Source organism: Cupriavidus sp. Met-2, assembly GCF_049843575.1.
GTDB classification, from domain to species: Bacteria; Pseudomonadota; Gammaproteobacteria; order Burkholderiales; family Burkholderiaceae; genus Cupriavidus; species Cupriavidus metallidurans.
Genome location: NZ_JBBHZL010000001.1, coordinates 688,177 through 701,340, shown reverse-complemented (window position 1 = coordinate 701,340; position 13,164 = coordinate 688,177). Strand labels below are relative to the sequence as shown.

Genomic DNA, 13,164 nt, shown 5'->3' with positions numbered 1-13,164 from the left:
GCTTGAGTTTCACTTCAGGGCCTGTTCCAGCGCCGCGATGAACGCGTCGTTCTCTTCTGGCAGGCCGATCGTCACGCGCAGCCACTGCGGCAGGCCGTAGTTGGCCACGGGGCGTACGATCACACCTTGCTTCAGCAGCGCCAGATTGACCCGCGCGCCAGCGCCATCGTCGCCACCCACGCGAACCATGACAAAGTTGCCGGACGACTTCACGTATTCGAGCCCACTTCGCTCGAACGCTTCCACCAGCCGCGCCTTGCCCTGACGATTCAGTTCGGCGCTGCGTTGCAGGAATGCCGTATCGTCGAGCGCTGCCACGGCTGCAGCCTGCGCCAGGCTGTTGACGTTGAACGGCTGGCGCACGCGATTCAGCAAATCGGTAAGCTGGGGCTGTGCCACGCCATAGCCGACCCGCAGCCCCGCCAGCCCATAGGCCTTCGAGAACGTCCGCGACACCATCAGGTTCGGATACTTGCGCACCCAGGCAACCGATTCGTACTGCTGGCCCGCATCGAGATACTCGTTGTAGGCCTCGTCCAGCACAACCACCACATGCGGCGGCACCTTGGCCAAGAAAGCCTCGATCTCGGCGGCGGACACGAATGTGCCAGTCGGATTGTTCGGGTTGGCGATGAAGACGAGCTTGGTGTCGGGCGCAATCGCCGCAGCCATCGCATCGAGATCATGACCATACGCGCGCGACTTGACCTCAATGGCGCGCGCGCCAACTTCCTGCGTAGCCAGCGCGTAGACCGCAAACGAGTACTCGGCGTAGACGATCGACTCGCCATTGCGCACCAATGCATGCGCGGCCAGTTCCAGAATGTCGTTGCTACCGTTGCCAAGCGTCAGCCACTCGGCCGGCACATCGTATTTTTCCGATAGTTTCGCCTTCAGTTCGAAGCCGTTGCTGTCCGGATAGCGCCCCAGATCCTCCGTCGCGGCGGCGATAGCCGCTTTTGCCGAGGCGGGCATGCCGAGCGGGTTCTCGTTCGACGCCAGCTTGACGATTCTTGCCTCGTCGAGTCCGAACTCGCGAGCCACTTCCGAGATCGGCTTGCCCGCGATATACGGCGAGATCTTGCGCACATAGGACGGACCAAAGTAGTCAGCCGCGTTGTCCTGCCCTGCCATGTCTGTCTCCTCGCTGCCGTTATTTGCTGGATGGATACGAACCCAGGACCTTCAGGTACGCGGCATTGCGACGCAGCATCTCGATCGCGCGCGTCACGGCCGGTTCATGCTGATGGCCTTCCACATCCACGTAGAAGTAGTATTCCCACGCGCCACTGCGCGCCGGGCGCGATTCAAACCTGCACATCGATACGCCGTTCTCGGCCAGTGGTGCCAGCAGTTGATACACGGCGCCCGCCTTGTTCGGCACCGACAGGATCAACGAGGTCTGATCGCTGCCAGAAGGCTCCGTCTCATAGCGGCCAATCACCGCGAAACGGGTGCGATTGTGCGGATCGTCCTGGATGTGCGAACGGATAATGTGCAGGTGATAGCGATTGGCCGCCGTTTCACCGGCAATCGCCGCAACGGTAGGGTCCTCACTGGCCATGCGTGCGGCTTCGGCATTGCTGGACACGGCCTGGCGCTCCAGATGCGGATAGTTCGCGGACAGCCAGTTCTGGCACTGCGCCAGCGCCTGCGCATGGGCACGCACGACGGTCACACCCTTCATGTCCGGCGTGGAAGCCATGAGATTGTGGTGGACCTTCAGCGCGATCTCGCCGCTGATCTTGAGCGACGTCTGCAGGAACAGATCGAGCGTGCGCGACACCGCGCCCTCGGTCGAGTTCTCTACCGGCACCACGCCGTACTCGACGGTACCAGCCTCCACGGCACGGAACACCTCGTCAATGCTGGGGCACGGCACGCCCGTCACCTCGTGGCCGAAGTGCGCGTAGAGCGCCTGCTCGGAGAACGTTCCGGCCGGGCCCAGGAAGGCGATCTCGAGCGGCTTTTCCAGGCCGCGGCACGCGGACATCACCTCGCGCCAAATCGATGCCACGCTTTCGTCGAGCAGCGGTCCGGGATTGGCGCCCTGCACCTTGCGGATCACCTGCAACTCGCGTTCGGGACGAAATACCGGGGCGCCGTACTTCTTCTTGACCTCGCCCACGTCGAGGGCGAGCTGGGCGCGACGATTGAGCAGCGCCAGCAGTTCGCGGTCGACGGTATCGATCTGGGTGCGCAACGGCGCCAGATCGGCCGACAACGCCTGCTCCTGCGCGCTGGGTCCAGGAGCGTCCTGGCGCCCGGCTTCCTGTGCGGGGGCATCGGCGGCGGGGGACTTGTCTTGCTCTGTCATATCAAGGCCTGGCGGGCCGCGCGAAAAGGCGGCCTCGGAAAGTCTGGGGCGAAGCCACGCCGCGCGCATGGCTGTGCGCGGCGCGACGCTTTGACCGCCGTCAGGCGGCGGTACGCTCGAATTCGCGCATGAATTCGATCAGCGCGGTAACACCCTCGAGCGGCATCGCGTTGTAGATGCTTGCACGCATTCCGCCCACGGACTTGTGGCCCTTGAGCTGTACCAGGCCGTTCGCGCGCGCCTGGGTCAGGAACGCTTCGTTGCGCGATTCGTCGCGCAGGAAGAACGGTACGTTCATGCGCGAGCGGCAGCTGGGGTCGATTTCGTTACGGTAGAAGTCGCTCTGGTCCAGGAAGTCGTACAGCGCGCGCGCCTTGGCGATATTGCGCTGCTCGATCGCGGGCACACCACCCTGAGCCTTGAGCCACTTGAACACGAGCCCGGCGATGTAGATCGCATAGGTGGGCGGCGTGTTGTACATCGAATCATATTCGGCCACGAGGCGCCAGTTGAACGCCGACGGGCACAGCGGATGCGCGAAACCGATCAGGTCTTCGCGCACGATGACGATCGTCACACCGGCCGGGCCGATGTTCTTCTGGGCGCCACCATAGACCACCTGCACGCGCGACCAGTCGATCGGGCGCGAAAGGATGTGGCTCGACGCATCGGCCACGACGATGCGGCCCTTGTCGTGCGTGCCGGTCTGGCCAATGTCGGGGATTTCCTGGAACTCCGTGCCAACGATCGTCTCATTGGTGCACAGGTGCACGTACGCGGCATCGTCCGACAGCTTCCACGATGCCACATCCGGGATCTTGTGCCACTTCTGGTCCTGGCTCGAAGCCACGATGTTGACTTCGCTGTAGCGACGCGCTTCCTGCTCGGTCTTGACGGACCACGTGCCGGTGACGACGAAATCGGTCTTCGGCTTTGCTGCGTTGATGCGGCTGGCAAGATTCAGCGGTACGATGCCGTTCTCGCCGATCGCACCGCCTTGCAGGAACAGGATGCGGAAATTCTTGGGCACCTGCAGCAGTTCGCGCAGGTCAGCCAGCGCCTCGTTGTGAATTCCTTCGAACTCACGGCTGCGGTGGCTCATCTCCATCACAGATACACCCGTGCCGCGCCACGACAGCATTTCCTCGGCGGCCTGATGCAGGACTTCAGTCGGCAGTGCGGCCGGACCAGGCGAGAAATTGAACACGCGCTCGGCCAGGGAACGTTGCAGGCCGACGAGGGCGGGATTCTGGGGATCGTTCATGGAGGGAAGATGGAAAAATGGCTGCCGGTTTGAACCAAGCAGCCATTATCCCTCAAACCCACGCCCCTTGGACACCATGGGTGCCGGCCAAGGGCGGTGTGAGCGGCAGACCAGCCCGGGAGAATGCCCCACAGGCCAGCCGCCGATCACTTGCGGATCACTTGCCGATCACTTCGCAGCGGCGGCGATTTCCTTCTCGGCGGCGTCACGCATCGACTTGCCAACCTGCGGGCCGTACTTCTGCATCATCGAACCCCAGATTTCCTGAGTGGCCTTGCCCTGGTTAGCCATGAACTTCTGGCCGGTCGGCGACTTCAGGAACGTGGTCAGGTCCTTGATTTCCTGCGTGGAGTAGTACTTGCCGAAGGCGTCGTAGTGAGCCTTGAGGGCGTCCTGCTTGAACGCATCGGTCGAGAAGGCCGTGCCGGCGCCATCGACCATGCGCTGTACAGCGCCGTTCTTCTTGAGCTTCTCGACAGCAGCCTGCTTCTGCTTGTCGTTCAGCGTCTTGTTCTCAACCAGCACCTGCTCCAGCACCAGCGGCGCTTCCTGCTTCGCGCCCTGTTGCCAGTTGTCGGCCTGACCCTTCACAGCCTGGTCGGCCTGCATGACGGTCAGCAGTTCCTTGATGGCCGCGGTCTTATCCTTGTCGTCCGCCTGTGCATGCGCGGCTTGCGCCAGCATCATCATCGGAGCAACTGCAGCCAGAACAGCGATACGTCGATAGGTTTTGAGCATTATGACTCCCTGGAAAATAAGTCCGGATTAGTCCGCACGGCCGTCTGGCGAGTTCCGACCGTGGTTCCAATGTTGCAACAAATTACGAATTCGCATCCGCGTCAGTGGCTCCGGCATCGGTGGCGCCCGCGGCATCATCAGCCGCTTCGCCCTCCTCTGCCCCCGAGCCGTTGTCCGCGTCGCTTTCCACGATGCGCTGCAGACCCGACAGCTTGGTGCCCTCGTCGACGTTGATCAACGTCACACCCTGCGTAGCACGACCCATCTCGCGGATTTCGGCCACGCGGGTGCGAATCAGCACGCCGCCGGTCGTGATCAGCATGATTTCATCTTCGGGCGAAACCAGCGCCGCAGCCACCACGCGGCCATTGCGCTCGCTCGTCTGGATCGCAATCATGCCCTTGGTGCCACGTCCGTGTCGAGTGTATTCGGAGATCGGAGTGCGCTTGCCGTAACCATTCTCGGTTGCAGTCAGGACACTGCCCACCGGAGACATGTCTCCCTCTGCCACCGACGATTCCGTTTCCGCGGATTCGGCCGGCGCAACCAGCATGGCGATCACGGCCTGACCTTCATCGAGGTTCATGCCGCGGACACCACGCGCCTGCCGGCCCATCGGACGCACGTCGTTCTCATCGAATCGCACGGCCTTGCCGGCGTCGGAGAACAGCATCACGTCGTGCTGACCGTCGGTCACGGCAGCACCGATCAGGAAGTCGCCCTCGTCGAGATCGACGGCGATGATGCCCGCCTTGCGCGGATTCGAGAAATCGGTGAGCACAGTCTTCTTCACCGTGCCACGCGCCGTGGCCATGAAGATAAAGTGCTCGGCATCGAACTGGCGCACCGGCAGGATGACGTTGATCTTCTCGCCGTCGGCCAGCGGGAACATGTTCACGATCGGCCGTCCACGCGAATTGCGCGAGCCCTGCGGCACCTCATAGACCTTCAGCCAGTACAGCCGGCCCCGGTTCGAGAAGCACAGGATGTAGTCGTGCGTGTTTGCGACGAACAGCGTGTCGATCCAGTCGTCTTCCTTCGTCGCCGTCGCCAGCTTGCCGCGTCCACCACGCTTCTGCGCGCGGTACTCGGAAATCGGCTGGCTCTTCATATAGCCGGAATGCGACAGCGTCACGACCATGTCCTGCGGCGTGATCAGGTCCTCGGTATCGAGTTCGGTCGCGTTCAGCTCGATCTGCGAACGGCGCTCATCACCGAATTCCGCCCGGATCGCTCCAAGCTCGTCAGTGATGATCGTCGCGATGCGCTCCGGGCGGGCCAGGATGTCGAGCAGATCGGCGATCAGGCCCATGACCTCACGGTACTCCTGGACAATCTTGTCCTGCTCGAGCCCCGTGAGGCGTTGCAGGCGCATTTGCAGGATTTCCTGAGCCTGACCGTCGGACAGGCGATACAGGCCATCCGGCTGCATGCCGAACACCGCCGGCAGACCGTCCGGGCGGTACGACGCGCGGCCGCCCGCAGTGTCGCTTTCGGCACGTGCCAGCATTTCGCGCACCAGACCCGAATCCCAGGGCTTCGACATCAGCTCCTGCTTCGCGATCGGCGGCGTCGGCGCAGCCTTGATGATCGCGATGAACTCGTCGATGTTGGCCAGCGCCACGGCCAGGCCTTCCAGCACATGACCACGCTCGCGCGCCTTGCGCAGTTCGAACACGGTGCGGCGGGTGACCACCTCGCGCCGGTGCGACAGGAACGCATCCAGCATCTGGCGCAAGTTCAGCAGGCGCGGCTGGCCATCGACCAGGGCCACCATGTTCATGCCGAAGGTGTCCTGGAGCTGGGTGTTCTTATATAGGTTGTTCAGAACGACCTCGGGCACCTCATTGCGCTTGAGTTCGATCACCACACGCATACCTGACTTGTCAGATTCGTCGCGGATGTCCGAAATGCCTTCGACCTTCTTCTCGGTCACCAGCTCGGCAATGCGCTCGAGCAGTGTCCGCTTGTTCACCTGGTACGGCAGCTCGTCGACGATGATCGCCTGGCGCTGGCCCCGGTCGATGTCCTCGAAGTGCGTGCGGGCGCGCATGACCACACGGCCGCGGCCGGTGCGGTAGCCTTCGCGCACACCCTGGATGCCATAGATAATGCCGGCGGTCGGAAAATCGGGCGCCGGCACCAATTCGATCAGTTCATCGACGGTGGCATCGGGATTACGCAGCAGATGCAGACAGGCATCGACAACCTCATTGAGGTTATGCGGCGGAATATTGGTGGCCATGCCGACCGCAATACCCGACGAACCATTGATCAGAAGATTCGGAATACGTGCCGGCAAAATGCCAGGCTCTTTCTCCGAACCGTCATAGTTCGGTTCGAAATCGACAGTTTCCTTGTCAATATCCTGAAGCATTTCATGGGCAATCTTCGACAGGCGGATTTCGGTATAACGCATTGCCGCCGCGTTATCTCCATCCACCGAACCGAAGTTGCCCTGACCGTCGACCAGCATGTAGCGCAGGGAGAAATTCTGCGCCATACGCACGATCGTGTCGTACACCGCGGTATCGCCGTGCGGGTGATATTTACCAATCACATCGCCGACGATACGGGCCGACTTCTTGTACGGCCGGTTCCAGTCGTTGTTGAGCTCATGCATCGCAAACAGCACGCGCCGGTGTACCGGTTTCAGGCCGTCCCGAACGTCGGGAAGCGCGCGCCCCACGATTACGCTCATTGCGTAATCCAGGTATGAGCGGCGCATTTCCTCTTCCAGTGAGACCGGAAGGGTTTCTTTGGCGAATTGATCCATTGCGACGTGGTTTATGCGGCGGGTTTAGGCAAATGGGACTCCGATTCCCGCATGACGGAGACCGGCATACGGCATCGGGCGAACATGGCATTCTATCATGCACGCACCCCCCTTCCCGACCCTGCGGGAACCCCTCGCTCCCGCCCCTCGACGGCGCTTTCAGCGACCACCCCCTCACCCGGCAACCCCATATGGGACAAGGCTTTGCGGGCGCCGCAAGGCGGATGTTGCACAAACACCACAGGCCCAAAACCGCTTGGTTGAATCGAATATATTTACTTCTTAGGAAACGAGCCTTGTGGCACAATTCCCCAGCGAAGAGCCAGACGTTGTTCGAAGTGGATCATGCTCCACGTCGAGAATGTTATACTCCGAAGAATGTATGACTTGTTTTCGTCCATTTGCTCGCAGTAACCCTGCGGTGATCTCATCCTGAGAGGAGAAATATGAAAAAATTTGCCAAGCTCGCGCTCGTTGCAGCTACCGCAGTAATGGCTGCATCCGCTCAAGCCCAGTCCGTCCCCTATGAAAAGAAGGCAGTGAACGACAACTGGGGCAACGGTACGAGCGAGTACGTGTGGAAGAATGGCACGAACGAGCTCTGCTGGCGCGACAGCTCCTGGACCCCGGCAACGGCCAATGCACAGTGCGATGGCGCGCTGGCTCCGGCTGCTGCGGCTCCGGCCCCGACCCCGGTGGCACCGCCGGTTGTGTCGAGCGAGAAGGTCACTTTCGCTGCTGACACCCTGTTCGACTTCGACAAGGCTGTTCTGAAGCCCGAAGGCAAGGCCAAGCTGGACGACCTGGTTTCGAAGCTGCAAGGCATCACCCTGGAAGTGATCATCGCTGTTGGTCACACCGATTCGTTCGGTTCGGACAAGTACAACGATCGCCTGTCGATCCGTCGTGCTGAGTCGGTCAAGGCCTACCTGGTGAGCAAGGGCGTTGAAGCCAACCGCGTGTACACCGAAGGCAAGGGCAAGCGTCAGCTGAAGGTTGATCCGAAGTCGTGCAAGGGCAACCGCACTGCTCAGATCGCCTGCCAGCAGCCGAACCGTCGCGTGGAAGTCGAAGTGGTCGGCACCCGCAGCGCACGTTAATCGGATCCTCTCCGATGAAGAAAAGCCCAGCGCAAGCTGGGCTTTTTTTTTGGTAAAGTTGCCGCAGACTTCTCACCTGATTTGCCGCTCGCCGGCACCCATGATGTCGCAATCGACCACCCTGCACTCCACTCCCGATACGCCAAGCAGCCGCAACGCCGATCCGAAGGAGATCGACAAGTTCAGCGAGCTGGCCCACCGCTGGTGGGACCCCAACAGCGAGTTCAAGCCGCTGCATGACCTCAACCCGCTGCGCCTGGGCTGGATCGACGACATTGCCCACCTGTCGGGCAAGCAGGTCATCGACGTCGGCTGCGGAGGCGGCATCCTTTCCGAAAGCATGGCCCGCGCGGGCGCTACCGTGCGTGGCATCGACCTGTCTACGAAGGCGCTCAAGGTCGCCGACCTGCACAGCCTGGAATCGGGCGTGGCGGTGACCTACGAGGAGATCGCCGTCGAGGACCTGGCGGCCCGCGCGCCGGCCAGCGTCGACGTGGTGACGTGCATGGAAATGCTGGAGCATGTGCCCGACCCCCAGTCGATCGTGCGCGCGTGCATGACGCTCGCAAAGCCGGGCGGCTACGTCTTCTTCTCGACCATCAACCGCAACCTCAAGGCGTACCTGCTTGCCGTCGTCGGCGCCGAGTACGTATTGAACATGCTGCCGCGCGGCACGCACGACTACGAGAAATTCATCACGCCATCCGAACTCGCCCGCTTCGCGCGAAATGCCGGACTGGACATGATCGAGATGCGCGGCATGACCTACAACCCGTTGACGCAGATCTACTCGCTTGGCCGCGACACCGACGTCAATTACATGATGGCTTTCCGCAAGCCTTGAACCATGATGACGTTCGACGCAGTTTTCTTCGATCTTGACGGCACACTTGCCGATACCGCTCCTGACCTCGCCGCTGCCGCGAACCGGCTGGTCATCGAACATGGCATGTTGCCAGTCGCGTACGAACGGCTCCGTCCGGTAGCTTCGCACGGCGCGCGTGGCCTGCTCGGTGTGGCGTTCGGCAAGCGCCCGGAGGATCCCGAGTTCCCGGCCTTGCGCGACGCGTTCCTTGACTACTACGAGGCCGATATCGCCGTCCATACGCGCCTGTTCGAGGGGATGGACCAGGTGCTGGCGCAACTGGAGTCCACGGGCATTCGCTGGGGCATCGTGACCAACAAGATTGCCCGCTTCACCGTGCCGCTGGTCAATGCGATCGGCCTGACGCCACGCGCCTCGGCCGTGGTCAGTGGTGACACCACCCCTTACGCCAAGCCCCACCCCGCACCGCTGCTGCGAGCTGCGGAATTGAGCGGCGTGGCGCCCGGCCGGTGCATATACGTCGGCGACGATCTGCGCGACATTCAGGCTGGCCAGGCCGCCGGCATGACCACGGTCGCAGCGGCATACGGCTACTGCGGCGAAGCTGAACCTCCGGAAACCTGGGGCGCCGACTACCTGATCCGCCATCCAGCGGAACTGCTACCGCTATTCTCCTGACCAAGGAACAGAACCACGCGGAGTGCGTCGAAAGCAGGTACAATCCATGTTCTTTCGCGTTTTGACGCACATAGGGGCCGACCTGGTTTCGACGTGGGTTACAAAGCAGTGGAGGGCATACCGAGGACCCGTCACCTCGTTAATCAATGGGAATGCAATAACTGCTAACGACGAACGTTACGCACTGGCAGCCTAAGGGCCGCCGTCCTCGCACTGGCTCGCTGACGGGCTAGGGTTCGCAAGAACCAGCGAGGTCATTTACGTCAGATAAGCTTTGGGAGTGTCACGGGCCCGAGGACGAAAACCTAGTGACTCGCCGTCGTAGAGCGTGTTCGTCCGCGATGCGCCGGTTAAATCAAATGACAGAACTAAGTATGTAGAACTCTCTGTGGAGGGCTTGCGGACGCGGGTTCGATTCCCGCCGGCTCCACCACTATTTGAAAAACCAACCGTTCTCGGTTGGTTTTTTTTCGTCTGTTCCCCCCAGTGTTGGCGTGGTTTCCAGGCCTGGTCTCACGAGCGCCACCTCTGCAAAGGCGGCCTTTCCGCCCCCGCCGACGCATCTCTGTTCTCCGTTTTCTCTGGTGGCCACGCGAGCGTTCTCGAGGTCATTTCCTTTGCTGGCGCGGGTTTAGATGCGGTCGGTTGTAGTCGGCAACTCCTGTAGGGGTGGCGACTGAGGGTGACGATATGCACCGCTACGCGGTAGGCTACTCCCGGCCAGAAGCAGGCATTCGTTTTGCTATTTATATTCTATTGAGCCTAAATCCGGAGAATGGAGAATCAAATCTGCAAGGCTTGCCACCGGACCGCTTAACGAAGTTTCTGAGCGATGTACGAGATAAAGATCTTTGTAAACATCTTCTTCAATCGGAATTGCATGTAACCATCCGCTTGCCTGTTCATGCTTGACCGCGCTTTCCATCACAAGCGAGATTCCTAGCCCTGCGTGGACCGCGTGTTTGACCGCCTCGGTGCTACCTAACTGCATACCCACTGTGAACTCTGCCGAGTCGGCACCGGCATATTGTTGTAGTAGGCGCCCAGTTCCGGTAGCCGCTTCGCCTCCAAGCAAGTTCTGGGATTTTAACCACTTAAGTGGAATGGTCGACTCGGCAGCCCAAGGATGGCCGGGGCGAACAATGACAACCATCCTCTCGCGCCGCCATACTGTTGAGACGAACCCAGGACGTGAGTCCCACCACTCCATTACCGCTACATCCACTTCAAGCGTTTCCAGCAAAGCGGCAATCTCGATATTTTTGCCGATCCTCACATCGATCTTGTTTGCTAATTTATCTTGGAGCGCCTTGATATAGGGTTGTAAAAGATAAATGCCGATATTGGAGCTTGCACCAACGACCAGGCTTTTATTGTGGAGGGCTGCCGTAGCCTTATGGCTAGTACGGAGCAATTGTTCCGCATAGGGGAAAAAAATCTTTCCCTCCAATGTCAGGCTTTGCGGCATTGTTGCGCGGTCAATCAGCCGGGCCTGCAAAGACTGCTCCAGCCGCTTGATATGCTGCGTTACTGTTGGCTGGGACAATCCAGTTTGCTTCGCCGCTTCGCGAAAGCCCCCGCATTTGACGACGGCAATGAACGTCGCCACACGCTCCAGATCTATCACGCCGCCTTTACTCCCGGATACGGCTGATTAATCGCGCCCATCGGTTTTTCACCAGCGAGTGCCTGGATGATGTTCATCGCTGCCTGCCGCTCGATTTCAAGCCGAACTTCCTTGACCGCCGATCCCAAATGCGGCGTAAAAAACGTTTGTGCCGTATTGTCGAGCAGCGCCTTGGGGATAGCCTGCGGGCGATCAGCGCGTATCCATTCTTCCATCTCGAAGACATCGGCTGCATATCCAGCTAGTTTTCCAGACGCCAGTGCTGCTATCACCGCATTCTCATCCACGACCGAGCCGCGACATGCATTGATCAGGTAGCTACCGGTTTTCATCTTGGCCAACGCGGTGGCATCGATCAGATGCAGTGTCTCTGCGGCCATCGGAACCATCGGCACGACATAATCACATTTTTCGAGCAGTTCATCGAGCGTGACGCGCTGTACGTGCCAAGCCTTTTCTTGTTCGGCATTGAGCGGAATCGGATCGCAATACAAGAGATTCATTTCAAAGCCAGCCAAGCGCTGGGCGATTGCACGGCCGACCGCCCCCATACCAATGATGCCAAGCGTTTTTCCTGTCAAACCAGAGCCATATAGTGTCGGCCGCCAGCCTTGGAAGTGTCCGCTACGGATTTGCCTATCGCCTTCCAGCATATGCCTTGTCAAACCGAGAAGAAGGCCGATAGTCAGTTCAGCGGTCGGGATCGTAAGCAAATCCGGCACAATCGTAAGCCATACACCGTGGCGTGTGCAGGCGTTGACATCGAAGTTATCATAGCCTTTAAGCGCGGCGCCGATGACACGCAGCTTTGGACATTCCTCGAGAAACGCGCTGTCGATGCTGTCCGGCATGAAAGCCATGAGTGCATCCGCATCTTTGGCTCGCGCAATTACCTCAGAACGCGGCAAGGTTTCCCGTGTGGTGTTGGGGATAACATCGGCGCTAGCGGACAACAATTCGATGATTTCCGGGTGCACCCAGTGGGTGAGGACGACTTTGGGCTTCATAAAAACCTTTGTAAGCTTTGGGAGTTATTTGAACTTGCGACGCAGGAAGGAGCTGAAGGCGTCGACGAGGGTAACCATGCCTAAAATAACCAGCAAAATAGCCGAGACATCCTGGTATTGCATGATGCGCAGAGAGCCCATCAGCTCGAACCCGATTCCACCGGCGCCGACCATGCCCATCACGGTCGAAGCACGGAAGTTGTATTCCCATCGATAGATCGCGGTATCGGCCATTTGCGGAAGCACTTGGGGAAAGATCCCATGAAAAATCACCTGCAATGGCGTGCAGCCCGCTGCATGCGCGGCTTCTACCGGTGCCGGATCGGCATGTTCGATCGATTCCGAAAAAAATTTGGCGATCATGCCAACCGAATGTAAGCCTAGGGCTAAAACACCCGGCAATGCGCCGAAGCCAACGGCTGCCACGAACAGGATGCCCATGATCAGTTCGGGTATCGATCGCAAAGCGTTTAACAGGCCGCGTGTGGCTTGATACACGAGTGGATGAGGGCTAGTATTCCGCGCGGCGAGCACTCCTAAGGGAATGGATAGCAATACCGCGATTGCCGTGCCGGCGATACTCATGGCCAAGGTATCCAGTACCGGTTTGACCCAGGTGCCAGCCTGCGAGAAGTTCGGTGGGAACATCTCGCCGGCAATTTTTACCAGGCTTGGCATGCCATCCTTCAATCGCTCGGCATCAAATAGGCCGACGTAATACCAGCAACCGATCACAATCGCCAGCACAACGGCAAACTGCAGTATCGTGCGGTTCCATACGCGCTGGCGCTCGGCCAGAATCAAACCAAAATCAGCTTGCATGCTGTCGCT

The 13,164-nt window shown here is 60.0% G+C and carries 11 protein-coding genes and 1 other RNA gene; 4 read left to right on the top strand and 8 right to left on the bottom strand.

Going from position 1 to position 13,164, the window contains the following annotated elements; all coding sequences use genetic code 11:
• Positions 1 to 9: 9 nt before the first annotated feature.
• From hisC to gyrA, 5 genes are all read right to left on the bottom strand, one after another.
• Entirely contained in the window at positions 10 to 1,134 is a 1,125-nt protein-coding gene (gene hisC, locus WD006_RS03275) for a histidinol-phosphate transaminase (protein WP_011515566.1), read from the bottom strand.
• A gap of 19 nt (positions 1,135 to 1,153) precedes the next feature.
• Positions 1,154 to 2,317, bottom strand: coding sequence for a prephenate dehydratase (pheA, locus tag WD006_RS03270; RefSeq protein ID WP_011515565.1), 1,164 nt, complete (start codon positions 2,315 to 2,317; stop codon positions 1,154 to 1,156).
• Between the two features lie 100 nt (positions 2,318 to 2,417).
• The gene (serC, locus tag WD006_RS03265) at positions 2,418 to 3,581 is read right to left on the bottom strand and encodes a 3-phosphoserine/phosphohydroxythreonine transaminase (protein WP_008643651.1); all 1,164 of its coding nucleotides are present in this window, start codon (positions 3,579 to 3,581) and stop codon (positions 2,418 to 2,420) included.
• Between the two features lie 168 nt (positions 3,582 to 3,749).
• Complete coding sequence (locus tag WD006_RS03260; protein WP_011515564.1) at positions 3,750 to 4,319, bottom strand: DUF2059 domain-containing protein; 570 nt, start codon at positions 4,317 to 4,319, stop codon at positions 3,750 to 3,752.
• 82 nt (positions 4,320 to 4,401) lie between these two features.
• The gene (gene gyrA / locus WD006_RS03255; RefSeq protein ID WP_008643649.1) at positions 4,402 to 7,095 is read right to left on the bottom strand and encodes a DNA gyrase subunit A; all 2,694 of its coding nucleotides are present in this window, start codon (positions 7,093 to 7,095) and stop codon (positions 4,402 to 4,404) included.
• Positions 7,096 to 7,541: 446 nt separating this feature from the next.
• On the opposite strand from gyrA, the gene ompA reads away from it, so the two are divergent.
• The 4 genes from ompA (at position 7,542) to ssrA (ending at position 10,132) form a co-directional block, all read left to right on the top strand.
• Complete coding sequence (gene ompA / locus WD006_RS03250) at positions 7,542 to 8,195, top strand: outer membrane protein OmpA (RefSeq protein ID WP_008643648.1); 654 nt, start codon at positions 7,542 to 7,544, stop codon at positions 8,193 to 8,195.
• Between the two features lie 100 nt (positions 8,196 to 8,295).
• Positions 8,296 to 9,039: a bifunctional 2-polyprenyl-6-hydroxyphenol methylase/3-demethylubiquinol 3-O-methyltransferase UbiG gene (ubiG, locus tag WD006_RS03245; RefSeq protein WP_017515205.1), complete on the top strand. Its 744-nt coding sequence runs from the start codon at positions 8,296 to 8,298 to the stop codon at positions 9,037 to 9,039.
• A gap of 3 nt (positions 9,040 to 9,042) precedes the next feature.
• Positions 9,043 to 9,699 (top strand): phosphoglycolate phosphatase, encoded by a 657-nt coding sequence (gene gph / locus WD006_RS03240; protein ID WP_024570694.1) that lies wholly within the window; start codon positions 9,043 to 9,045, stop codon positions 9,697 to 9,699.
• A gap of 73 nt (positions 9,700 to 9,772) precedes the next feature.
• Positions 9,773 to 10,132, top strand: a transfer-messenger RNA (tmRNA) gene (gene ssrA / locus WD006_RS03235).
• A 309-nt stretch (positions 10,133 to 10,441) separates the two neighbouring features.
• Here ssrA and WD006_RS03230 read toward each other — a convergent pair.
• From WD006_RS03230 to phnE, 3 genes are read right to left on the bottom strand one after another with little or no spacing between them, the layout of a single operon-like run.
• The gene (locus WD006_RS03230) at positions 10,442 to 11,308 is read right to left on the bottom strand and encodes a LysR family transcriptional regulator (RefSeq protein WP_231108837.1); all 867 of its coding nucleotides are present in this window, start codon (positions 11,306 to 11,308) and stop codon (positions 10,442 to 10,444) included.
• Positions 11,309 to 11,322: 14 nt separating this feature from the next.
• Entirely contained in the window at positions 11,323 to 12,333 is a 1,011-nt protein-coding gene (locus WD006_RS03225; protein ID WP_009238667.1) for a phosphonate dehydrogenase, read from the bottom strand.
• Positions 12,334 to 12,357: 24 nt separating this feature from the next.
• Positions 12,358 to 13,155, bottom strand: a complete 798-nt coding sequence (phnE, locus tag WD006_RS03220; protein WP_009238668.1) for a phosphonate ABC transporter, permease protein PhnE — start codon at positions 13,153 to 13,155, stop codon at positions 12,358 to 12,360.
• Between the last annotated feature and the right edge of the window lie 9 nt (positions 13,156 to 13,164).

Bases quoted from the DNA above. Each gene is read 5' to 3' on its own strand.
- hisC (WP_011515566.1), bottom strand. From the start codon at position 1,134: ATGGCAGGGCAGGACAACGCGGCTGACTACTTTGGTCCGTCCTATGTG.
- pheA (WP_011515565.1), bottom strand. From the start codon at position 2,317: ATGACAGAGCAAGACAAGTCCCCCGCCGCCGATGCCCCCGCACAGGAA.
- serC (WP_008643651.1), bottom strand. From the start codon at position 3,581: ATGAACGATCCCCAGAATCCCGCCCTCGTCGGCCTGCAACGTTCCCTG.
- WD006_RS03260 (WP_011515564.1), bottom strand. From the start codon at position 4,319: ATGCTCAAAACCTATCGACGTATCGCTGTTCTGGCTGCAGTTGCTCCG.
- gyrA (WP_008643649.1), bottom strand. From the start codon at position 7,095: ATGGATCAATTCGCCAAAGAAACCCTTCCGGTCTCACTGGAAGAGGAA.
- ompA (WP_008643648.1), top strand. From the start codon at position 7,542: ATGAAAAAATTTGCCAAGCTCGCGCTCGTTGCAGCTACCGCAGTAATG.
- ubiG (WP_017515205.1), top strand. From the start codon at position 8,296: ATGATGTCGCAATCGACCACCCTGCACTCCACTCCCGATACGCCAAGC.
- gph (WP_024570694.1), top strand. From the start codon at position 9,043: ATGATGACGTTCGACGCAGTTTTCTTCGATCTTGACGGCACACTTGCC.
- WD006_RS03225 (WP_009238667.1), bottom strand. From the start codon at position 12,333: ATGAAGCCCAAAGTCGTCCTCACCCACTGGGTGCACCCGGAAATCATC.
- phnE (WP_009238668.1), bottom strand. From the start codon at position 13,155: ATGCAAGCTGATTTTGGTTTGATTCTGGCCGAGCGCCAGCGCGTATGG.